20 protein-coding genes are annotated in these 21,422 nt (G+C 37.5%); 17 read left to right on the forward strand and 3 right to left on the reverse strand.

What is annotated here, in order from left to right; all coding sequences use genetic code 11:
* The 16 genes from PVV60_RS00890 to PVV60_RS00965 form a co-directional block, all read left to right on the forward strand.
* Nucleotides 1-180, forward strand: a 180-nt coding sequence (locus tag PVV60_RS00890) for a YadA-like family protein (RefSeq protein ID WP_273722495.1), incomplete at its 5' end; no start/stop codon positions are given.
* Nucleotides 177-779, forward strand: coding sequence for an invasion associated locus B family protein (locus PVV60_RS00895; protein WP_273722496.1), 603 nt, complete (start codon nucleotides 177-179; stop codon nucleotides 777-779). The genes PVV60_RS00890 and PVV60_RS00895, both read left to right, overlap by 4 nt.
* A gap of 1,073 nt (nucleotides 780-1,852) precedes the next feature.
* The gene (locus PVV60_RS00900; protein ID WP_273722614.1) at nucleotides 1,853-3,016 is read left to right on the forward strand and encodes a Ppx/GppA phosphatase family protein; all 1,164 of its coding nucleotides are present in this window, start codon (nucleotides 1,853-1,855) and stop codon (nucleotides 3,014-3,016) included.
* A gap of 29 nt (nucleotides 3,017-3,045) precedes the next feature.
* Complete coding sequence (locus PVV60_RS00905) at nucleotides 3,046-3,774, forward strand: RlmE family RNA methyltransferase (protein WP_273722497.1); 729 nt, start codon at nucleotides 3,046-3,048, stop codon at nucleotides 3,772-3,774.
* A 172-nt stretch (nucleotides 3,775-3,946) separates the two neighbouring features.
* Nucleotides 3,947-4,972, forward strand: coding sequence for a GTPase ObgE (gene obgE / locus PVV60_RS00910; RefSeq protein WP_273722498.1), 1,026 nt, complete (start codon nucleotides 3,947-3,949; stop codon nucleotides 4,970-4,972).
* 1 nt (nucleotide 4,973) lies between these two features.
* Nucleotides 4,974-6,113, forward strand: a complete 1,140-nt coding sequence (gene proB / locus PVV60_RS00915; protein WP_273722499.1) for a glutamate 5-kinase — start codon at nucleotides 4,974-4,976, stop codon at nucleotides 6,111-6,113.
* 45 nt (nucleotides 6,114-6,158) lie between these two features.
* The gene (locus tag PVV60_RS00920) at nucleotides 6,159-7,415 is read left to right on the forward strand and encodes a glutamate-5-semialdehyde dehydrogenase (protein WP_273722500.1); all 1,257 of its coding nucleotides are present in this window, start codon (nucleotides 6,159-6,161) and stop codon (nucleotides 7,413-7,415) included.
* Between the two features lie 29 nt (nucleotides 7,416-7,444).
* Complete coding sequence (locus PVV60_RS00925; RefSeq protein WP_273722501.1) at nucleotides 7,445-8,038, forward strand: nicotinate-nucleotide adenylyltransferase; 594 nt, start codon at nucleotides 7,445-7,447, stop codon at nucleotides 8,036-8,038.
* A 110-nt stretch (nucleotides 8,039-8,148) separates the two neighbouring features.
* On the forward strand, nucleotides 8,149-8,535 hold the full coding sequence (gene rsfS / locus PVV60_RS00930; protein ID WP_273722502.1) for a ribosome silencing factor: 387 nt from the start codon (nucleotides 8,149-8,151) through the stop codon (nucleotides 8,533-8,535).
* A gap of 1 nt (nucleotide 8,536) precedes the next feature.
* Complete coding sequence (rlmH, locus tag PVV60_RS00935) at nucleotides 8,537-9,019, forward strand: 23S rRNA (pseudouridine(1915)-N(3))-methyltransferase RlmH (RefSeq protein ID WP_273722503.1); 483 nt, start codon at nucleotides 8,537-8,539, stop codon at nucleotides 9,017-9,019.
* Between the two features lie 96 nt (nucleotides 9,020-9,115).
* Nucleotides 9,116-10,396, forward strand: a complete 1,281-nt coding sequence (locus PVV60_RS00940) for a murein hydrolase activator EnvC (RefSeq protein ID WP_273722504.1) — start codon at nucleotides 9,116-9,118, stop codon at nucleotides 10,394-10,396.
* On the forward strand, nucleotides 10,386-11,696 hold the full coding sequence (locus PVV60_RS00945) for a S41 family peptidase (RefSeq protein WP_273722505.1): 1,311 nt from the start codon (nucleotides 10,386-10,388) through the stop codon (nucleotides 11,694-11,696). The genes PVV60_RS00940 and PVV60_RS00945 overlap by 11 nt, the downstream gene beginning before the upstream one ends.
* A gap of 39 nt (nucleotides 11,697-11,735) precedes the next feature.
* The gene (locus PVV60_RS00950) at nucleotides 11,736-12,257 is read left to right on the forward strand and encodes an RNA pyrophosphohydrolase (RefSeq protein WP_273722506.1); all 522 of its coding nucleotides are present in this window, start codon (nucleotides 11,736-11,738) and stop codon (nucleotides 12,255-12,257) included.
* Nucleotides 12,258-12,357: 100 nt separating this feature from the next.
* Nucleotides 12,358-12,918, forward strand: a complete 561-nt coding sequence (locus tag PVV60_RS00955; protein ID WP_273722507.1) for an invasion associated locus B family protein — start codon at nucleotides 12,358-12,360, stop codon at nucleotides 12,916-12,918.
* Nucleotides 12,919-13,032: 114 nt separating this feature from the next.
* Nucleotides 13,033-13,326 carry a YggT family protein gene (locus PVV60_RS00960; RefSeq protein WP_273722508.1) on the forward strand — a complete coding sequence of 98 codons (294 nt, stop codon included), beginning with the start codon at nucleotides 13,033-13,035 and terminating at the stop codon, nucleotides 13,324-13,326.
* Nucleotides 13,327-13,348: 22 nt separating this feature from the next.
* Complete coding sequence (locus PVV60_RS00965) at nucleotides 13,349-13,663, forward strand: DUF167 domain-containing protein (RefSeq protein WP_273722509.1); 315 nt, start codon at nucleotides 13,349-13,351, stop codon at nucleotides 13,661-13,663.
* Nucleotides 13,664-13,714: 51 nt separating this feature from the next.
* Here PVV60_RS00965 and ppa read toward each other — a convergent pair whose 3' ends face one another.
* The 3 genes from ppa to mgtE form a co-directional block, all read right to left on the reverse strand.
* A complete protein-coding gene (gene ppa / locus PVV60_RS00970; protein ID WP_273722510.1) occupies nucleotides 13,715-14,245 on the reverse strand; it encodes an inorganic diphosphatase in 531 nt (176 codons plus the stop codon).
* A gap of 68 nt (nucleotides 14,246-14,313) precedes the next feature.
* Nucleotides 14,314-16,140, reverse strand: coding sequence for a translational GTPase TypA (gene typA / locus PVV60_RS00975; RefSeq protein WP_273722511.1), 1,827 nt, complete (start codon nucleotides 16,138-16,140; stop codon nucleotides 14,314-14,316).
* Nucleotides 16,141-17,402: 1,262 nt separating this feature from the next.
* Nucleotides 17,403-18,779, reverse strand: a complete 1,377-nt coding sequence (mgtE, locus tag PVV60_RS00980; protein WP_273722512.1) for a magnesium transporter — start codon at nucleotides 18,777-18,779, stop codon at nucleotides 17,403-17,405.
* A 554-nt stretch (nucleotides 18,780-19,333) separates the two neighbouring features.
* Here mgtE and PVV60_RS00985 point away from each other — a divergent pair.
* Entirely contained in the window at nucleotides 19,334-21,358 is a 2,025-nt protein-coding gene (locus PVV60_RS00985) for a M3 family metallopeptidase (protein ID WP_273722513.1), read from the forward strand.
* Nucleotides 21,359-21,422: the final 64 nt, after the last annotated feature.

A 21,422-nucleotide genomic window follows, 5' to 3' on the forward strand; every position in this document is an offset into this window, starting at 1 on the left:
TATGATATACCAGGATCTTTAAGTGTTTCATTTGGGAGTGGTTTATGGCGCAGTCAGTCTGCATTTGCTATTGGAGCTGGTTATACATCTGAAGATGGAAATATTCGCTCGAATGTATCAGTGACAAGTGCTGGAGGGCACTGGGGGATAGGTGCTGGAATTACTCTGAGGTTGAGATGATAATAGAAAAAATGGCTGTTATTGTAAAAAAGAGAAGTATGTTAATAAAGGTTCTGTTTGCTCTTGCCTTAATAGGCAAGAGCGAAAGCTTTGCTAACGAGAACAATAATATTTATACAGTGCATCCACCGCACTTATCGATACCTAAGGGAGAACCTGGCGAAACACGTCGAATTATTATGCAGTTTTATGATTGGACTTTGATTTGTGATGAAAAACAAAAGCTTAAACATAAGCAAGGTATATGTAATGTGACACAGACTGTTCATGATCAAGAAGGAAATACCATTTTTAGTTGGTCTCTTGTTTCTACGACAAGTGGTCAAGCAGTGATGCTTTTTCGAACATTGCCAAATTCTGATATAAATGTTCCGATTCAAATGTTTGTAAAAGGTGTTAAAAAACCTGTTCTTATTCATTATACGCAATGTAATGAAACCGTTTGTTTGGCACAATCGCCTGTAGGTCCGGTTTTGACTAAACAAATAGAGCAGGACAATAAAGTACGTATTTCCTATAAAATTAAAGAAGGAAAGGTATTTTCTTTCACTGTACCGTTTAAAGGGTTAAATGCAGCACTTAATTCTTTACGTCCTTAGAATCCATCGAGTATTTTCAATAAGAGTCATTTTTTCATAAATCGTTATATTATATTTTTGAGTTTAAATTATAAAGTCAAATAAGTAAGAATTTTTATATAATATGATATCGAGGAGATTTATTGGAAAAATTGAGAGTTATATGAATGTAAAGTCATAATAAGTTCTTTACATGTAATAGAAAATCAAGTTAGTATTTTCCATAAAGTTTAAATAGTAATTTCGTTAGTTATTAAAAGTAAAAAAGATTAGAAATACTCGATTTAAAATAATTAAAAAGATGGCTTCCTTACAATAATAAGTAATCTAAATTCTTTTTTTAAGCTTTAAATGGATTTTTAGAGCGGTCTGATTAAGCACTAATATTTTTCAGATAAATTTATAATCCTAGAGATTTTTTTGAACAATAGTTTTTATTATTATTCACAAAATAACGCTATTGTAATTGCATTTTGTAGTACTACGGAACTTTTATTCCCAGCATAATCAAAACTATTTCATTGCATACAACAAACGAGGATCCTGTGTGGATAACGAGATTGAAAAAAATTTTTATAAACCGTACTAATGTACAGGTTGTTGTGACCTTAAGAGTCAGCAAATAGTACGATAATGTAGGTTTGTTACAATAGAGGTGTGCTCCGTGTAAATGGTATAAAGAAAAGAGCAAAATTTATAAAAATTGATGCGAACGTAAACGATTAATTTATAGTTTTAAGTTCATAAAGAGAAGCATGATTTCACGGAAACAACCAAAAGATTATACAAAAATCTGAATGATGCTAGTGTAGAAAATTTTAATGATAGGCAAAGAAAGAATGATTTCTTGTATTTATCATTTGATGCTGCGTTATTGCTTTATTTAAGAATGAGCAGAAGAATTTTTGCGTTTATTTATTGGGGGAAACGCTCAAGGGATAAGAGAAATGCCCCCGTTAAATGATGGTTCAAAAGAGTTAAAGCGAGGAGAAGTATACGATACCAAAGCAGATCAGTTGTATGATCAGTGCGGTAGTAATACAAATAATCGTTCTGTATTGCCATGAACAGAGGCATACTCTGTTTTTGTTGATATAAAGAGGCAACAGAGGAAAAAACATTGTGAACAGAAACAGGGTTTTGTTCAATCTGAGACAGATTTTGAGTTTCATAATCAGATAATGATAGGTGCTCAAAAAACAAAAAAACTCAAAGCCCCTTTTCTTCGGCGCTTCCCTCCAGTAAAATCTCCACCTCTTTACGCGGCACTTGATCTTGGAACGAATAATTGTCGTCTTCTTATCGCATCTCCCAGTAGACCTGGATGTTTTCGTGTTGTTGATGCTTTTTCTCGTATTGTACGATTGGGAGAAGGTTTAATAAATAACGGTTTTCTTAATACACAAGCTATGGATCGTGCGATTGAAGCATTAAAGATTTGTCATTTAAAGCTAAAACAAAGGCATATTAAGCGTTATCGCTTGATTGCAACAGAAGCTTGTCGTTCTGCAGAAAATGGTAGACATTTTATTCAGCGTGTTTTGGAGGAGACAAGTCTTGAATTGGAAATTGTTGATCGGCAAACAGAAGCGCGTTTTGCTGTTACAGGGTGTAGTACACTTGTTGAACCAAATACTGACGCAATTGTACTTTTTGATATTGGAGGAGGATCATCAGAAATTGTGCTACTTGATGTTTCTCAAAGGCGTTCTTTTCGTTTAGCGAGACAAATTATTGCTTGGACTTCTCTTCCTGTTGGCGTTGTTACGCTTGCTGAATGTTTTGGAGGAAATGATATTAGCTTAGACGATTTTGAAAAAATGAAAAGCTATGTGCGAGGGTTATTAAATAATTTTTCAGATCGTCATAAATTAGGAGAGTTAGCGCAAGGTTCGAAGTTTCATCTTTTGGGAACTTCCGGTACGGTTACGACTTTAGCAGGAATGTATCTTAATTTAGAGCGTTATGATAGGAAAAAAGTAGATGGTATCTGGATGAATGATGCAGACATTACTCTTATGACACAACGCCTATTATCATGGGACATAGAAAAGCGTATCATAAGTCCTTTTATTGGGCGCGAGAGAGCAGATTTAGTTTTGGCTGGTTGTGCAATTTTAGATGTTATTCGGGAAGTTTGGCCAAGTCAGCGTTTAAGAGTTGCTGATCGTGGATTAAGGGAAGGAATTTTGATAGAGCTGATGTTACGCGATGGGGTATGGTGTCGTCGTAGAAAGAGCAGAAATTTCAAGCGTTAGAGAATTAAATATGGAGACAATGAATAACGATGAAAAAAACAACAAAAACACCGAGGGGTGGCTATGGAGGTTCAGGGTCACATGAATTATATCAGCGCGTAAAAAAGAAAGCAGGAACCATTAAAGCTTCATCAAGACGATGGTTAGAGAGGCATCTGAATGATCCTTATGTACATCAATCAAAAGTAGATGGTTATCGTTCGCGTGCGGCTTATAAACTCATAGAAATTAATGAGCGTTATAGGTTTTTGAAAAAAGGCCAAAAGGTTATTGATCTAGGAGCAGCACCTGGGGGCTGGTGTCAGGTGGCTGAGCGTATAGTAGGGTCAAGTAATGAAAATCCTAGCGTTGTTGGTATTGATTATTTACATGTTGATCCATTGCCTAGAGTCGCCATGTTGGAAATGGATTTTTTACATACAGATGCACCGCAGAAATTAATTGAAACTTTAGGGACAAACCCGGATGTGGTTCTTTCTGATATGGCAGCACCAACAACAGGTCATCGTCAGACGGATCATTTAAGAACGATTTATTTATGTGAAGTTGCGGCTGATTTTGCTCTTTCGGTTCTTAAGCCTGGGGGACATTTTTTAGCAAAGGCTTTTCAAGGAGGAGCAGAAAATACTCTTCTCACGATACTAAAACAGCATTTTAAAAAAGTCTATCATGTTAAACCACCCGCAAGCCGATCAGAATCAGTAGAGCTTTATCTTCTAGCTCTTGAATTTAAGGGAAAAACAAAAATACAAGAATAGCGCCTTCTTTTAAGAAGCCTTAACTTTACTTAACCTATTTAGATGTGATGATTTTTTCTCAAAGAGTTATCGGCAATATTGACAGTTTTTCTGTTATCAATGATGAAAAACTGGTAAAACTAATGTATTGCCTATAGAGGTAGAGAGATTGATTCCTCAGTGAGTGCTTCCAATGAAATTTCTTGATCAAGCTAAAGTTTATATTCGTTCTGGTAATGGAGGTTCTGGAGCAGTATCATTTCGTCGTGAAAAATTCATAGAATTTGGGGGACCTGATGGGGGGAATGGAGGACGGGGTGGTGATGTTTGGGCTCTTGTTGTTGATGGGCTTAACACGCTGATTGATTATCGCTACCAACAGCATTTTAAAGCAAAAACAGGGGGACATGGCAAGGGGCGTAATATGACGGGTGAAAAGGGTGATGATGTCATCCTTAAAGTTCCGGTTGGGACGCAAATTTTTGAAGAAGATAATACAACGTTAATCTGTGATTTAACGGAGGTGGGACAGCGCTATCGTCTTGCAAAAGGAGGGAATGGCGGTTTTGGTAATCTTCATTTTACAACATCGACAAATCGGGCACCGCGTCGTGCAAATCCAGGTTTGGCTGGAGAAGAGCGTGCAGTATGGCTTCGTTTGAAGTTAATTGCTGATGCTGGGCTTATTGGTTTACCCAATGCTGGAAAATCAACTTTTTTAGCTTCTGTAACGGCTGCAAAACCAAAAGTTGCAGATTATCCTTTTACCACTCTATATCCCCATCTTGGTGTTGTACGTATTGATGGTCGTGAATTTGTTTTGGCTGATATTCCAGGGTTAATTGAAGGAGCGCATGAAGGTGTGGGAATTGGAGACCGCTTTTTAGGACATGTGGAGCGTTGTCGTGTACTGCTTCATCTGATTTCTTCTCAAGAAGAAGATGTAGCAAAAGCATATCAAATTGTGCGTCATGAACTTGAGGCATATGGAAATAATCTAAGTAATAAAACTGAAATTGTTGCTTTAAGCCAGATAGATACTCTGACAATTGAAGAGCGTGAAGCTAAACGGGAAGCTTTGCAAAGTGTAACGGATCAACCTGTTATGATGTTTTCTGCGGTTAGTCGCGAAGGTTTAGAAAATGTGCTGCGTGCTGGTGCACATATTATTGAAATGTCACGCAAAAAGGAGATTAGTAGGGATAGCAAGGTTGATTGAGATGGCTGTTGGATCGCAAAAACTTACACACTATAAACGTATTGTGGTCAAGATTGGATCTGCCCTTTTGGTTGATCCTCAGACAGGTTTACGGGTTGAATGGCTTAAAAGCTTGATCAATGATGTTGTTGAATTGCACAAAGGAGGCGTAGAGATATTGTTGGTGTCTTCAGGCGCTATTGCTTTAGGAAGGACATTGCTACAGCTTCCTAAGGGGGTTTTGAAATTGGAAGAAAGTCAGGCATGTGCTGCTTTGGGGCAAATTGAGTTAGCAAAAACCTATGGGGATGCGCTTGCACAACATGGGCTCAAAACAGGTCAAATTTTGCTTACTCTCTTTGATACGGAAGAGCGAAGGCGTTACCTCAATGCACGTGCGACAATTAATGTGCTTTTACGTTTTAGAGCAGTACCTGTTATTAATGAGAATGATACTGTTGCGACAAATGAAATTCGTTATGGTGATAATGATCGTTTAGCTGCACGTGTGGCAACAATGATGGGGGCAGATCTTTTAATACTTTTATCCGATATTGATGGTCTTTATACAAAGTCTCCCCATGGTGATCCTACGGCTGAATTTATACCTTTTGTTGCATCCATTACGCATGATATCGAAAAAATGGCAGATGTTGCTGCTTCAGAGTTTTCACGGGGTGGAATGAAAACCAAGCTTGATGCCGGAAAAATAGCTAATGCTGCTGGAACGGCGATGATTATCACCTCAGGCAAGCGTATGAATCCCCTTGCTGCAATTGACAAAGGTGAACGCAAGAGTTTTTTTGCGGCAAGTAAGAAATCTGTCAATGCTTGGAAAACATGGATTTCTGGTCATTTAGATCCATCTGGTGTTTTGATGATTGATCAAGGAGCCATTAGGGCTCTTGAATCAGGAAAATCATTATTAGCAGCAGGGGTTATTGGCGTTGAGGGAAATTTCCAGCGTGGGGATACGGTTGCAATTGTTGGTACAGATGGAGTTGAGATTGCACGTGGACTTGTAAGCTATGACAAAGATGAGGCTGTACGCATTATAGGACATAAAAGTGAAGAAATTGAAGCTATTCTTGGGTATGAGGCGCGTTCTGCTATGGTGCATCGTAATGATATGATTGTACGTTGCTTGACCAATTCTGTTTAAAAAAGTTACTTTTGTTTTTATTGTTTTCGCAGAGTGGATAATACGATGACTTTAGAAGAACAAATGAAAGATATGGGACAAAAAGCACGCTATGCCGCTGCAGCGTTGGCCGTTGCTTCTTCTGAGCAAAAGAATAATGCATTGGAAATGATCGCTTTAAGTCTAGAGGCTCAATCAGATGAAATTTTACGAGCGAATTGTCAAGATTTAGAGAATGCTGCTCAGAATAATTTGAAAGCTGCAATGATTGATCGGCTAAAATTAGATGACTTGCGTTTACGTGCAATGATAGACAGTGTTCGCCAAGTTGTTCGTTTATCTGATCCTGTTGGACAGGTCATGAGTGCGTGGCAACGTCCAAATGGGCTTCATATAAGTCGTGTACGAACACCTCTTGGTGTGATTGGTATTATTTATGAAAGTCGTCCAAATGTTACAGTTGATGCGAGTGCTTTGTGTTTAAAAGCAGGTAATGCTGCGATTTTGCGCGGTGGTTCGGATAGCTTTCATTCTTCTCATGCTCTTCATTTAGCTTTGGTACAAGGTTTAGAACGCTCTGGTTTACCTAAAGATGCTATCCAAATGGTTGGAACGACAGATCGCGCTGCCGTTGGGGAAATGCTCAAAGGATTGGATGGGGCGATTGATGTGATCGTACCACGTGGTGGAAAGAGCCTTGTTTCCCGCGTTCAGTCTGATGCACGTGTTCCAATTTTTGCTCATCTGGAGGGACTTTGTCATATTTATATTGATAAATCGGCAGATCTAGATATGGCACGCAATATTGTTTTAAATGCAAAGTTGCGACGGACAGGGATATGCGGTGCTGTTGAGACAGTTCTCATTGACAGCCAAGCATTAGAAAAGTTTCTTCCTGTTTTAACTGCTTTACAGGAGAAGGGGTGTGAAATTCGTGCTACAGAAGATATTGTTTTTCTTATGACAGATGTCAAATTAGCTTCTGAAGAAGATTGGTCGCATGAATATCTTGATGCTATTCTTTCTGTTAAAACGGTTGAGGGTGTTGAGGGAGCCATTTCTCATATCAAGCGTTATTCATCAGGACATACGGAATCGATTATTGCTGAGGATTTGGAAGTGGTAAAGAAATTTTTTAATCATTTAGATTCAGCTATTTTGTTGCACAATGCGTCCACACAATTTGCTGATGGAGGTGAATTTGGTTTTGGAATGGAAATTGGTATCGCAACAGGAAAAATGCATGCACGTGGCCCGATAGGTGTTGAACAGCTAACTTCATTTCAATATCATGTTAAAGGAAATGGTCAGGTTAGAGCTTGAAAACGCCATTTTTTCCATGGAAAAATTGTATGCCACATGTTGAAAGATCCAATGTTGTGGGTCTTTTTGGTGGTTCCTTTAATCCACCGCATGCGGGGCATCTTCTTGTTGCAAAAATTGCCATTCGGCGTTTGCATCTTGATCAGTTATGGTGGATGATCACTCCAGGAAATCCTTTAAAGGATTGTACACAGTTGCTCTCTTTAGAGGAGAGAATGCAATTAAGTTTTAAACTGATTGATCATCCAAAAATTCGCTTAACAGGTTTTGAACAGGCTATAGGGAGCAAAGTATCAGTAGATACGATTTTTCATATTCTTACCCATTACAGTGGCGTGAATTTTGTATGGATTATGGGGGCAGATAGTTTTACGACGATACATCATTGGTATCGATGGCATGATATCGTCTCAATGCTGCCTATTGCGATTATTGATCGTCCTTTAGGCAATCTGTCGGCACTTTCTTGCCCCATGGCACATATTTATCGTCGGTTTCGTTTGGATGAGAGAGAAAGTAAGCGATTACCTTTTATCAAGCCACCAGTTTGGACTTATTTGCATGGACCTTTATCTTTTCAATCTTCAACAAAGCTGCGTTTGAAAAAAAATGATTTTTCTTGAACATTTCATAAGATTCTGCTTCTCTTTAGAGAAATCTCTTTTTAGATTCCACAACGATAAGAAAGGATATTGATCTGAAAAATATTGCACACAAACACTCTTACGATATTATGCCTTCAAAAGAAAAAAAAGTTTTTTCTGTTAGTGAGAGTCTTGAAGTTATTCTCAAGAGCTTAGAAGATACAAAAGCAGAAGATATTGTTGCTATTGATATTCGGGGGAAGTCATCTTTGGCTGATTATATGGTCATAGCTTCAGCAAATTCGCAGCGTCATGTATCTTCTGTTGCTGATCATTTATTACGTACTTGGAAAGATAGTGGGCAGGGGCTTGCACGTGTAGAAGGACTTGCTGGAGGCGACTGGGTATTGATTGATACAGGTGATATTGTCATTCATCTTTTTCGTCCAGAAATTCGTCTTTTTTATAATTTAGAAAAAATATGGATGACTCCGGATTTAAACGATACAGCTTTGCTTCTCTTCGGAGAGCATTAAAATGCAAATTTCTATTTTTGCGGTTGGTCGTATGAAAAGTGGGTCGGAGCAAAAATTAGTTCAGCATTATTTGGATCGTTTTTCTAAAATTTCTGGAGATGTAGGCTTTCATTTAAAAAAGTTACGCGAGATACCAGAAAGTCGTGCTCAAACAGCTTGTCAACGTGCGGAGGAAGAGGGGAGAAAACTTATTGAATTTTTACCTGAAAAATGTCGATTAATTGTGTTAGATGAGCGTGGAGAATCGATTTCTTCAACTTCTTTTTCTGAAAAATTGAGGTGTTATCGTGATGGGGGCATTCGAGATGTCGTCATTGCTTTGGGAGGACCTGATGGGCATAATGAACAAATAAGGAAGCGTGCTGATTTTCTTTTATCGTTTGGTTTGATGACGTGGCCACATCAAATTGCACGTATTCTTCTTACAGAACAACTTTACCGAGCTGTAACAATTGAAAACAATCATCCGTATCATCGTTTTTAATATTTTTGTGCAATTTTTAGCACTTATTTATATATTTATTAATATTGTTTTAGCTGACACCATTTAAAGCATCTCTAATGTATACGATGAGGTGTCATGGTTGGGCAAATGAAAAAGCTTCTTCATAGAAAGATGCTATATTTATATGGGGAGTACGTGATATTTGTCATTTTGCTCTTGAGTATGTTTTTTTGCTCCCCTGTATCGCATGCGGAAGATACCATGGGAAGTACGGAAGTACATAAAGAATTGGGAGAAATTCGCCAAAATATTTCACTTTCGCGTGAGCGTGTTGTTTTTCTTATGCATCAAGTTGAGCATTTAAAAAAAGATCAACGTGTTTTGAGTGATGCACTCATAAAGGCGGCTAAAGAAGAACGTACAGTAGCAGATGATATTGCTAAAAGGGAAGAAAAGCTTAAAAAAATGATAGAAAAGCGGGTACAAGTCTATCAAAGTTTAAAAAATCGTCGCGCTGAATTTGCGGAAGTTCTTGCAATTTTAGAACGTATGGGATTGAATTCACCTCCTGCTCTTATGATACAGCCAGAGGATGCGTTGGCTTCTATACGTAGTTCTGTTTTATTAGGTACTGTTATTCCTCAGATGCAGGAGAAAACACGAGATTTAACAGAAAAACTCAAGGAGTTGACCAATTTGAGTAATTCCATTACTACGGAATATAAGGCATTAAAGACAAAACTGCAAAATCAAGCAGAGCAGCGAAAACGTCTAGAGCTTTTATTAGACCAAAAAAACAAACTACAAAAAAAATCAGAAAAAGAACTTACAGAACAGCAACAAAAAAATATTGCTCTTGTTAAAAAAGCGCAGTCTTTGGAAGAATTGATTTTAGAGCTCGACCGTCAGTCAAAACTTAGCTCTGATGCATCAGTACAGATACGGAAGAGTTTGCAATTGTTAGAACAGTCCAATTTTGAAAGCCGAAAAGGTTCTTTACTTTTTCCTGTTTCAGGAAAAAGAATACATCGCTCTAACAAAAGTTCGCAGATTACGCGCTTTGGTGAAATGATAGAAACAGAGTCAGGAGCTGTTGTTATATCACCTGTGGATGCTTTTGTTGCTTTTGCTGGGCCATTTCGTTCTTACGGGCACTTAATTATTCTCAATGTTGGAAATGGTTATCATATCATTCTTACTGGAATGTCGAGAATTAATGTAAAACAGGGGCAGTTTGTTCTTTCAGGTGAGCCTCTGGGTATAATGGAGATGCAATTTATTTCAAACAGTGTTGCATTGGATATAGGAAAAACTTCTCCAATGCTTTACATTGAGTTTAGAAAGCAGGGAAAACCTGTAAATCCAACTCCTTGGTGGCAGACTGAAAAAATAAGAAGGAGCCAAAATGATTCGTAAAGTTATTCTTTTGGTCGCTGGGGTATTTCTCGGCGCCTGTTCAATGATTATGGTGCAGTCTGTTGCTGCAAATAATGAAGATAATGCATATAAAAAGCTAGCTATATTTGGCGATGTTTTTGAGCGCGTGCGTATGCAATACGTTACAGTTCCAGATGATAAAAAGCTTATTGAAAATGCTATCAATGGCATGCTCACATCACTGGACCCTCATTCATCTTATTTGAATGCTGAAGAAGCTAAAGATATGCGGGATTCTACGAAAGGAGAGTTCGGAGGTCTTGGTATTGAGGTCACTATGGAAAAAAACTTAATTAAAGTTGTTTCACCAATGGATGATACTCCCGCTTCAAAAGCAGGTATTCTAGCAGGAGACCTTATTTCAAAAATTGATGATGTACAAACGAATGGTCAAACATTGAATGAAGCTGTTAATAAGATGCGAGGTGCTCCTGGAACACCAATTACCTTAACAATTATTCGTTCTGGCGTTGATAAGCCATTTGAAGTGAAGATTGTTCGTGATATTATCAAAGTAAAAGCGGTGAAATATAGGGTTGAGGGTGACATTGGATATTTAAGAGTTATCCAGTTTTCTGAGCAGACATTGAATAATCTTCTGGCGGCAATTAAAGATATCCAATCTAAAATTCCTGAAGATAAGCTAAAAGGTTATGTCCTTGATTTGCGGCTTAATCCGGGTGGGCTTTTAGATCAAGCTGTTAATGTTTCGAGTGCTTTTCTCAATAAAGGTGAAATTGTGTCGACTCGTGGGCGCAAAAAGAGTGATGTGACAAGATTTGACGCGAAGCCAGGTGATGTCATCAATGGAAAACCGCTCATTGTCCTTATTAATGGTGGTTCGGCAAGTGCTTCTGAAATTGTTGCTGGTGCATTACAAGATCATCGTCGTGCAACAATTTTAGGAACGCAGTCTTTTGGTAAAGGATCCGTTCAAACAATTATTCCTTTGGGTGAAAATGGAGCTTTACGCTTAACAACAGCACTTTATTACACGCCATCTGGCACGTCTATTCAAGGAACAGGGATTACGCCTGATATTATTGTAGAGCAACCACTCCCTGAAAAATATAAGGGTTATGATGTAAAAATTGGTGAGTCTGCATTAAAAGGACATATCAAAGGAAAAAGAGAGAGTAATAAAGGATCTGGTTCAGCTGCTTTTGTTCCCAAAGACCCTAAAGATGATATTCAATTGAATGAGGCTTATAAATTGTTACGAGGTGAAATGGCAAATGCAGCATTTCCACCAGATCCCAATAAGGATGTGTTAAAGTGAGAATTGATATCTATAGTTTGCGATTTTGAGGAATATTAAATGGATGCAGGTATTGATTTGAAGATTCTTCCATATCGCAAATGTGTTGGGATTGTTGTCTTTAACCATGAGGGTCAAGTGTGGGTTGGGCGTCGTTTAAAGATGCCCATTCATGCAGATACTGAAATATCTCATCGTTGGCAGCTTCCTCAAGGAGGGATTGATGAAGATGAAAAACCATTGGATGCAGCATATCGTGAACTTTATGAAGAAACGGGTATTCGATCTGTAAAGTTAATTAAAGAAGCAGAAAATTGGTTCCATTATGATTTTCCACAAGAACTTATTGGGTGCACATTAACCAATAAATATCGTGGGCAAATACAAAAGTGGTTTGCTTTCCAGTTTACAGGAAAGCTTTCTGAAATTGCGATTAATCCGCCACCAGATGGCAATAAAGCGGAATTCGATCAATGGAAATGGATCGATCTAAAAACCCTTCCGTTGATTGCGGTTTCTTTCAAAAAGCATGTTTATATGAAAGTTGTCAGCGAATTTCGAGGTAGCTTTAGACCATTATAAAAGCTATATGATTATGAGAGAGCTTTTTTTATTAAGATGCTTTATATTATTTATAAATAATAAACATGTTTCTCTTTTATGTAAAGAACAGGAATATAAAATGAAAAAGTTATTTAATTTACTTATAGTTTTTACTCTCTTGAGTATTTCATCTGTTGCATTTGCAACAAATTCAAAGCCTCCTGCATCAAAAGATGCTGCAGCGACATTGCCAAATGGAGCTTCTTCTTTGACTGAAACCTACGGTTTGTGGACTATTAACTGTGGTATACAAGAAGGGAAAAGAATTTGTTTTATGCACCGTCAAGAAGTGAATGATCAGGGGCGTGTTGTTGTGGCTATGGGACTTACTCTTGATGCTGAGGGTGTTGTATCTGGTAATTTAACAGTTCCTTTTGGCATTTTGGTTTCTAAGCCTGTTCGTTTACAAGTTGATGAGGGAAAAGCTGTTATCGAAACCGGTATTCGGACTTGTGTACCAGCAGGTTGTATGGTTCCTGTCGTTTTTGACAAAAATCACGTAGCAGCTTTACGTTCTGGAAAACAGTTAAAGTTGGCAATGACAATCGCTGCTGCAGGTGAACCAGCTTTGAATGATTTATTTGTTCAGCTCAATGGTTTTAGCAATGCTCTCAACCGTTTGACTGCTTTGCAGAAATAATTTCAAAATAAAAGCGGCCTTTTTAAGGCCGTTTTTAGTTTGTTCGTATATTAAATTAAAACAATGAAGGTTTTCAATACACTCTTCTGTTTCCTTGATTGAAAGGGATGACGCATGACTTATGCATTGCTTCGAACGATTGATTTGATTTTTAATATTTATATTGATATTTTAATCGCTAGTGTCATTTTTTCTTGGCTTTATGTCTTTAATATCGTAAATCCGCGCAATCGCTTTGTTATTTTGATAGGAAGCTTTCTAAACTGTCTTACAAATCCTGTTCTAAGCCGTGTCCGGCGAATTTTACCAAATTTGGGAACAATTGATATTTCACCTATTGTAGTTTTCATTATTATTTATTTTATTCGTACTTTCATGTGGCGCGCTTACGCAAACATGTATATATAAAAATATTACTTGAGGCGAATACATGTTTTATCAAGTTGATAAAAATAACTTGATTTTGTTTGTATATCTCATTCCTAAATCATCCGTTGACAAAATAATAGGGGTTGAATGTAGGGATGGTGAAAAGCAATATTTAGTTATACGCCTTCGTGCTGTTCCTGAAAATGGAAAAGCGAATAAAGCTCTCATTAAATTTCTTGCGAAGCAGTGGAAAATACCATCTTCTTCTATTTCTCTGAAAAACGGCGCAGTATCTCGCTACAAACAACTTTACTTTTCAACACATTTAGAAGATCTAAAGCAGATATGGCAATCCTTTAGAGATTGCATCTCGTAGAAAAAAAATAATAAAGCCTATTAAAAAACAGGCTTTATTTTATTAAAATCGTTATAATTTTTTATTGCGCTCAACAGCTTGCGTAATTAATTCATGAGCAAAGTTTTTATCTCGCCATCCTTCAATTTTAGCCCATTTTCCAGGTTCTAGATCTTTGTAATGCTTGAAGAAATGTTCAATTTGTTTGAGTGTAATTTCGGGCAGATCTGTATAGTCATGAATATTAATATAGCGTTTTGTTAATTTTGTAGTGGGAATGGCAATAATTTTTTCATCTTTACCACCATCATCTTCCATCATCAGAGCTCCGATGGGGCGAACATTGATAACACAACCAGGCATAAGTGGACGGGTATTACAGATAAGGACATCAATAGGATCACCATCATCTGAAAGCGTATGAGGGACAAAACCGTAATTTCCAGGATAAACCATTGATGTATGAAGAAAACGGTCAACAAATAATGCACCAGACTTTTTATCCATCTCATATTTTATTGGTTGACCACCAAGGGAGACTTCCACAATAACGTTAATATCTTCTGGTGGATTTTTGCCTACGGGTATTTCCTTAATATTCATAGAGACATCCTTTCTGGAATATAGTGAGGCTCAATACAATTAAATATTTTACCAAAGAGATTATGAAATTAACTTGAAATTGAAGCACGTGTTTTTTCAAAACGTTTACGTTCATTAGGATCAAGATAGAGTTTGCGGAGACGAATATTTTTAGGGGTTACCTCCACAAGTTCATCATCTTGTATCCACGATAAGGCACGTTCTAGTGTCATTTTAATGGGGGGCGTTAGCTTAACGGCTTCATCTTTTCCGGAAGCACGCATATTGGTGAGTTTTTTTCCTTTTAACACATTGACTTCTAAATCATTATCTCGTGAGTGGATGCCAATAATCATACCTTGATAGACTTTCACACCCGCATCGATGATCATAGGTCCACGATCTTCAAGATTAAAAAGAGCATAAGCGACAGATTCACCGTTGTCATTTGAAATCATAACGCCATTAACACGACCAGAAATGTCTCCTTTATAAGGTTCATAAGCATGGAAAAGGCGATTCATAATTGCTGTACCACGTGTGTCCGTTAAAAGTTCAGATTGATAACCAATGAGTCCTCGGGTTGGTGCATAAAAAACAAGGCGGACACGATTACCTCCAGAAGGACGTAATTCCACCATTTCGCCTTTACGTTCAGACATTTTTTGTACAACAGTACCGGAATATTCTTCATCAACATCAATAACAACTTCTTCGATTGGCTCAAGAGTTATTCCATTTTCATCTTTTTGCATAACAACACGTGGACGTGAAACACTAAGCTCAAATCCTTCACGGCGCATATTTTCAATGAGAACTGCAAGCTGTAATTCTCCTCGTCCTGAAACGTAGAAAGAATCTTTATCGGCTGATTCTTCAATTTTAAGAGCGACATTGCCTTCTGCTTCTTTTAACAGTCGGTCACGAATGACGCGACTTGTTACTTTATCGCCTTCAGTTCCAGCAAGGGGACTATCGTTGACGAGAAAACTCATAGTAACAGTAGGAGGATCAATTGGTTGGGCAGTAAGGGGCTCATTAACAGTAGGATCACAGAAAGTATCAGCAACGGTACCTTTTTGTAGACCTGCAATCGCAACAATATCACCAGCATTTCCTTCTTCAATAGGTTGCCGTTCCAGGCCACGAAATGCTAAAATTTTTGAAATACGCCCAGTTTCTAAAAGTTTTCCATCTTGTCCAAGAACCTTGACATTTTGATTGGGTTTTAGAGAGCCAGAATGAATCCGCCCTGTAATAATTCGTCCCAAAAACGGATCCGCTTCAAGAATAGTTCCAATCATGCGAAACGGTCCTTCTGCTACACTAGGAGAAGGGACATGCTGCGTTACAAGATCAAATAAAGGTCCTAATCCCTGATCTTTTGGTCCTTCAGGGGCTTCAGCCATCCATCCATCGCGTCCAGATCCATAAAGAATAGGAAAATCAAGCTGTTCATCGGTTGCATCAAGAGCAGCGAAAAGGTCAAAAACCTCATTAATGACTTCATCAACGCGTGCATCAGGGCGGTCAATTTTATTAATAGCAACAATAGGACGCAAGCCCACTTTCAAGGCTTTGCCAACGACAAATTTTGTTTGTGGCATTGGTCCTTCAGCAGCATCAACAAGTACAATGGCTCCATCAACCATATTTAGAATGCGCTCAACTTCTCCACCAAAGTCGGCGTGTCCTGGTGTATCAACAATATTAATTCGAGTATCTTTCCAAACAACAGATGTCACTTTCGCTAGGATTGTAATTCCACGTTCTTTTTCAATATCGTTTGAATCCATCATACGTTCGCTTGTACGCTGATTATCACGGAAGTTTCCTGATTGCTTGAGAAGTTCGTCTACAAGCGTTGTTTTCCCATGGTCAACGTGGGCAATGATGGCAATGTTACGCAATTGCATAAATTTTCTTCTTTTCGTTTAATGAAATTTCATTTGAGGCAAAGTCTTTACATTCTTTGCCTGACTATTAAAAAACCTTTTACATGTTTTTTTATAATTTTGGAAGATGGAGACCATATTTTTATGGCAAAACGATTCATCCAAGTCTTTAATGCTCTATGAAGCCTTAATTGCTGGAGTTTCGTAAAAGAACTTTATCGTTCGTGTGTGTTCTATTCTCGAGCTAAGAATTGTCCATAAAAATCACCGTCAATTTGATTTTTATCAATATGACGCAAGGAATTTATATGAACGCTTGTAAGAGTAAGTATAAAGCTAACCGTATTATTGTTGTTGTTTTACAAAGAGATTGATAAAAATCCTGAATATCTCTCAGTCCATAGCCAATTTATTGATAACTGTACAACATTTTTATTCTAAATAAAGCTTTTTCTTATTCTATAACTTGTCAACCCAAATCCAGATCTAATGCAACCGTGTATTTGAGGTAAATATTGAGACGATTAAGAATTTTATAAGAAGCTCTCACTTTTGTATGCCAGATTGTGGCAAGCGTTATATCTGTTTTATTTATTTATGAAACCGGAATACAGTCTTATTTAGAAAGAATATGAAGGCATCAAAAGAAAATTCTTATCTTTGCTGTTAAGCCAAATTTATGCTTTCAAAAGCATTTAAGCGATATCTTTTAAACTATAGAGATAGTGTATTGCCTTCACAACTTTTGTTTATCGCGTTCTCTAGAGTATGTTTTTTATGCCAAACAGAACGCTTTAAACAGAATACATTTGCTGTTGCATATACATGTACTTAAGAGAGATTTCTTAACGTACACTACATCCATTCCATGATAGGGATCATAAATAATATAATATACGCGAATAGTATACGATCAACGCCTTTATGAAGAAATATAAAGCCTATTGAGCATATCATTATTATTCTTTCTCAGCTGTCAATATTGTGACAGTTTTTGATACGAGAGAGAGGATATAAGAAGTATTTAAATTTTTTCTTGAATAGTTTTTAGCCATATACCAATCTCGTTTGTGATAGGCAAGAAGACGACTTTAATTGATTTAATGTGAGACGCTTTATGAAGAGATAAATTTACGATATTCAGAGCTGTTATTCAATAAAATAATAAATTGTCTATGGAGCGGTGCACTAGAAAATAAATTAATGGAGCTTATTCTCTTCTGGAAAGATCTTAGGTTACATGACAAAGTCTTTCCAGAAGAAAGAGTTTTTACTTTACATGTTTAAAGAAGAGTTCCTGACAAAATGATGGAAGCTACAGAAAAATAGATTATAATGCCCATGACATCTACTAAAGTTGCCACAAAAGGCGCAGAAGCACTTGCTGGATCAAATTTTAAACCTTTAAGAATAAAAGGCAGCATAGATCCAGAAAGAGAACCAAAGGTAACGATTCCGACTAAAGCTGTACCTACTGTTGTCGAAACAGCAATCCAATGTTGCCCATAGTCGTAGATACCGAATTGTTGCCAAAGAGCAATGCGCGTAATGCCAATAATTCCGAGTAAGAGACCAAGAGATAGTCCTGTTGGAATTTCACGAATGAACACTTTCCACCAGTCTTTCAACGTGAGTTCACGTAAAGCCAATGCACGGATAATAAGGGATGTAGCCTGTGAGCCAGAATTTCCTCCTGAGCTCATAATGAGAGGTATGAACAGTGTAAGAATAATCGCTTTTTCGAGTTCTGTTTCGAAATGTTGCATAGCGCTTGCTGTCAACATTTCACCGATAAAAAGTAAAGCGAGCCATCCTCCACGTTTTTTCATCATTTCAGGAAACTTAATTTGCATATAGGGCTTATTAAGCGCTTCCATACCCCCAAATTTATAGGCATCTTCATTCATCTCATCAACCATAGTATCAAGCACGTCATCGACGGTTACAATGCCAATGACATGGTTACTTTCATCAACGACAGGCACAGAGAGAAGATCATGGCGCTGGAAAAGACGTGCGATATCTTCATGATGCGTGAAGGGCGATATTGTAATGGGTGAGTCATGGGTAGGGACATTAAGAATTTGTTCTTCAGGTGAGGCAAGAATAAGGTTACGCAGTGAAACAGCTTTGAGAAGAGTCCCTGTTTTAGGGTCAATTACATAGCTGGTATAAACTGTTTCACGTGTTCGCTCGACTTCACGAATGTGGTCCAAAGTTTTTTGTATGGTCCAGTTTGAAGGAACAGCTATAAATTCTGTTGTCATCAGTGCCCCTGCTGTATGATCAGGATAACTGGTGAGTTTTTTAAGTTCAGCGCGCGTTAAGGGTTTAAGCAAGACATAAAGTCGTGTGCGGGTTTCTTTATCCATTTCTTGAAAGACGTCTGCAGCAGCATCGGCAGACATGCCATCAAGAATTTCAACAGCACGATTTATAGGAAGAAGTTCTAGGATAGAAGCAGGTTGCTCAAGCTCTGGTTTATCAAAAAGTTCGATAACATAATCAAGAGGCAGAAGACTAAGAATAGTTACACGCTCCATGATATCGAGGTCATTGATGATATCAATAGAGTCTGCAAAATGCTGATTTTTTAACTTTTCAGCGAGAGCTTCAGGAGAAAAATTTTTGAAGTCGAAGGCCGTTTTGATTTCAGTCATGATAAAGTACCTCCTGAAGAGTTGGAGAATTGTAAATCTAGATAATAGATGAGATAAAAACAAAAGTTTATGAAAGATTTTTTAAAAAATCTCCCCAGCTATATTCCCAATTGTTAATATTTCAAGTAAAGTCAAGGGTAAATTATAAGTTATAAACAAGTTTCTAAATCACTAAAACGAGAATACAGCTTAATTTGAGGATAATATAAAAGCATAAATGTAAAAATCAGTTCTGATTTTTATCATCATTTCTTTAATGTAATTTTGCGATTTTCAAAAGAATCTACAGCAATCTTTTATAAAGAGTGAAGATTATGCCTTTCTTTGAGTGTTTTTATTAATATGCAATTCTATTGTGATGTGAGAGCGAATAATCTTTATTTCTTCAATATAATATGGTTTGAAATGAAAGAATTTTACAATTTTCAGGTTTTTTATTCAATAGCGTTTTGAAAGGTAGTTTTGAAACTCACGAAATAATTTTAGTATATTATCAATTTGTGTCATAAAGATAATTGTTACAACTTAAATTTATAATGGAGACATAAAGTATTATGACAAAAGCAGCAGTGCTGGATTGGAAAGGATTTTCAGGTCTTCCTGATTTTTCTTCTATAAGTGATGAAGATTTTAAACCTGCTTTTGAACAAGCACTTCAAGAAGCCGAAGAAGAACTAGAGGCGATTGCTATGGTGCAAGAACCACCAACGCTTGAGAATTTTTTGCAGCCTTTTGAGCTTTGTGGCAAAGCACTTGATCGTGTCTGTTCAATATTTTTCTTGCGCTCCAGTGCTCATACGAATGTACTAATTCAACAGCTAGAACAAGAGTTTGTTGTAAAACTTTCTCGTTATTCTTCAAAAATGATGATGGATGCGCGGATATTTGCGAAAATAGATGTGCTTTATAAACAGTCGCAGCTGGGCATATTTGAGAGTGAAACAACACGTGTTCTTGAATTATGGTGGAAAAAGTTCGTTTGTCATGGGGCAAAACTCGATGAAAAAGCTAAGAAACGGCTTTTGGAAATTAATGAAAGACTTGCTTTCTTAAATGCTACTTTTGGACAAAATGTCTTAAATGATGAAGCTGAATGGATTTTGTTTTTAAAACAAGCAGACTTATCTGGTTTACCGCAAGATCTCATTGCTTCAATGAAGGAAATTGCGTGTGAAAGAAGCAATGAAGAAGCGTATGCATTAACACTAGCACGTTCGATTGTTGAACCTTTTTTAAAATTCTCTGATCGTCGTGATTTGCGTGAGGTTGCATTCCAAGCTTGGGCTAAACGTGGTGAAAATAATAACAAGAATGATAATAAAACAATTATTGTAGAGATTGTTGCGCTTCGAGATGAGCAGGCTAAATTATTGGGATATAAATCTTTCGCAGATTTGAAACTCGATAATACCATGGCTAAAAGTGTTGATTCCGTTATGGATTTGCTTATGCCTGTATGGGAGCGCGCAAGAGCGAAGGCTTCTACTGAGCAAATTGAATTACAAAATTTTGCCAACAAGCAGGGCAGCAATGAATCTTTAGCTGCTTGGGATTGGCGTTATTATGCTGAAAAACTTCGCACTGAAAAACTTTCTTTCGATAGTGCTGAGATTAAATATTATTTTCAGCTTGATCGTATGATTAAAGCAGCTTTTGGGGTAGCAGAAAAACTCTTTGGCATTACATTTGAAGAAAAAAACACTGTTGCACTTTGGCATTCTGATGCACGTTTGTGGGAAGTAAAGCAATCTGATGGAAGTTTACTTGGGCTTTTCATTGGTGATTATTTTGCACGCTCTTCAAAACGGTCCGGTGCGTGGATGAGTAGTTTGCAATCACAACATAAATTGGATGGCGGACAAAAGCCTATTATCTACAATGTTTGTAATTTTGCTAAACCACCCAAAGGGGAAGTTGCTTTTTTATCACTTGATGATACGCGTACGCTTTTCCACGAATTTGGGCATGCATTGCATGGTTTGCTTTCTGATGTCACATGGCCATCTGTATCGGGAACATCGGTTTCGCGTGATTTTGTTGAGCTGCCTTCTCAACTTTATGAACATTGGTTAACTGTACCAGAGATTTTACAGACTTATGCTACGCATGCAAAAACAGGACATCCTATGCCGAAAGCATTAATGGATAAGGTTTTGTCAGCACAGACATTTAATGCTGGTTTTGCTGCAGTTGAATTTACGTCATCAGCTCTCGTGGATATGGCTTTTCATCAAGGCGTAACAGTCACTGATCCAACAGTGTTTGAACGCCAAGAATTAGAAAAGCTGCAAATGCCTGACACAATTATTATGCGTCATCGTCCCCCACATTTTATGCATGTGTTTGCAGGGGATGGTTACGCCGCTGGTTATTATTCTTATATGTGGTCGGAAGTCCTTGATGCTGATGCTTTTCAAGCTTTTGAAGAAACAGGAGATGTTTTTAATTCAGAGCTTGCTGATAAGTTGAAACGTTTTATTTACTCCGCTGGAGGAAGTCGTGATCCAGAGGAGCTTTATAAAGCTTTTCGAGGACGGATGCCTTTACCAGAGGCAATGATTAACAAACGTGGACTATAAGTATAAGATGTAACGGTATGGTTAACACCATGCCGTTTTCATATTATTCGAAAGATGTAGTTGC

Origin of the sequence: Bartonella sp. AU18XJBT (assembly GCF_028618595.1) — a bacterium.
Classification (GTDB): Bacteria; Pseudomonadota; Alphaproteobacteria; order Rhizobiales; family Rhizobiaceae; genus Bartonella.

Excerpts from the sequence above, each read along its gene's own strand:
- PVV60_RS00945 (WP_273722505.1), top strand. The coding sequence starts at position 10,386 with ATGATTCGTAAAGTTATTCTTTTGGTCGCTGGGGTATTTCTCGGCGCC.
- rlmH (WP_273722503.1), top strand. The coding sequence starts at position 8,537 with ATGCAAATTTCTATTTTTGCGGTTGGTCGTATGAAAAGTGGGTCGGAG.
- rsfS (WP_273722502.1), top strand. The coding sequence starts at position 8,149 with ATGCCTTCAAAAGAAAAAAAAGTTTTTTCTGTTAGTGAGAGTCTTGAA.
- PVV60_RS00940 (WP_273722504.1), top strand. The coding sequence starts at position 9,116 with ATGGTTGGGCAAATGAAAAAGCTTCTTCATAGAAAGATGCTATATTTA.
- PVV60_RS00895 (WP_273722496.1), top strand. The coding sequence starts at position 177 with ATGATAATAGAAAAAATGGCTGTTATTGTAAAAAAGAGAAGTATGTTA.
- ppa (WP_273722510.1), bottom strand. The coding sequence starts at position 14,245 with ATGAATATTAAGGAAATACCCGTAGGCAAAAATCCACCAGAAGATATT.
- PVV60_RS00905 (WP_273722497.1), top strand. The coding sequence starts at position 3,046 with ATGAAAAAAACAACAAAAACACCGAGGGGTGGCTATGGAGGTTCAGGG.
- mgtE (WP_273722512.1), bottom strand. The coding sequence starts at position 18,779 with ATGACTGAAATCAAAACGGCCTTCGACTTCAAAAATTTTTCTCCTGAA.
- PVV60_RS00965 (WP_273722509.1), top strand. The coding sequence starts at position 13,349 with ATGTTTTATCAAGTTGATAAAAATAACTTGATTTTGTTTGTATATCTC.
- obgE (WP_273722498.1), top strand. The coding sequence starts at position 3,947 with ATGAAATTTCTTGATCAAGCTAAAGTTTATATTCGTTCTGGTAATGGA.
- PVV60_RS00925 (WP_273722501.1), top strand. The coding sequence starts at position 7,445 with ATGCCACATGTTGAAAGATCCAATGTTGTGGGTCTTTTTGGTGGTTCC.
- PVV60_RS00950 (WP_273722506.1), top strand. The coding sequence starts at position 11,736 with ATGGATGCAGGTATTGATTTGAAGATTCTTCCATATCGCAAATGTGTT.
- proB (WP_273722499.1), top strand. The coding sequence starts at position 4,974 with ATGGCTGTTGGATCGCAAAAACTTACACACTATAAACGTATTGTGGTC.
- PVV60_RS00960 (WP_273722508.1), top strand. The coding sequence starts at position 13,033 with ATGACTTATGCATTGCTTCGAACGATTGATTTGATTTTTAATATTTAT.
- PVV60_RS00985 (WP_273722513.1), top strand. The coding sequence starts at position 19,334 with ATGACAAAAGCAGCAGTGCTGGATTGGAAAGGATTTTCAGGTCTTCCT.
- typA (WP_273722511.1), bottom strand. The coding sequence starts at position 16,140 with ATGCAATTGCGTAACATTGCCATCATTGCCCACGTTGACCATGGGAAA.
- PVV60_RS00955 (WP_273722507.1), top strand. The coding sequence starts at position 12,358 with ATGAAAAAGTTATTTAATTTACTTATAGTTTTTACTCTCTTGAGTATT.
- PVV60_RS00920 (WP_273722500.1), top strand. The coding sequence starts at position 6,159 with ATGACTTTAGAAGAACAAATGAAAGATATGGGACAAAAAGCACGCTAT.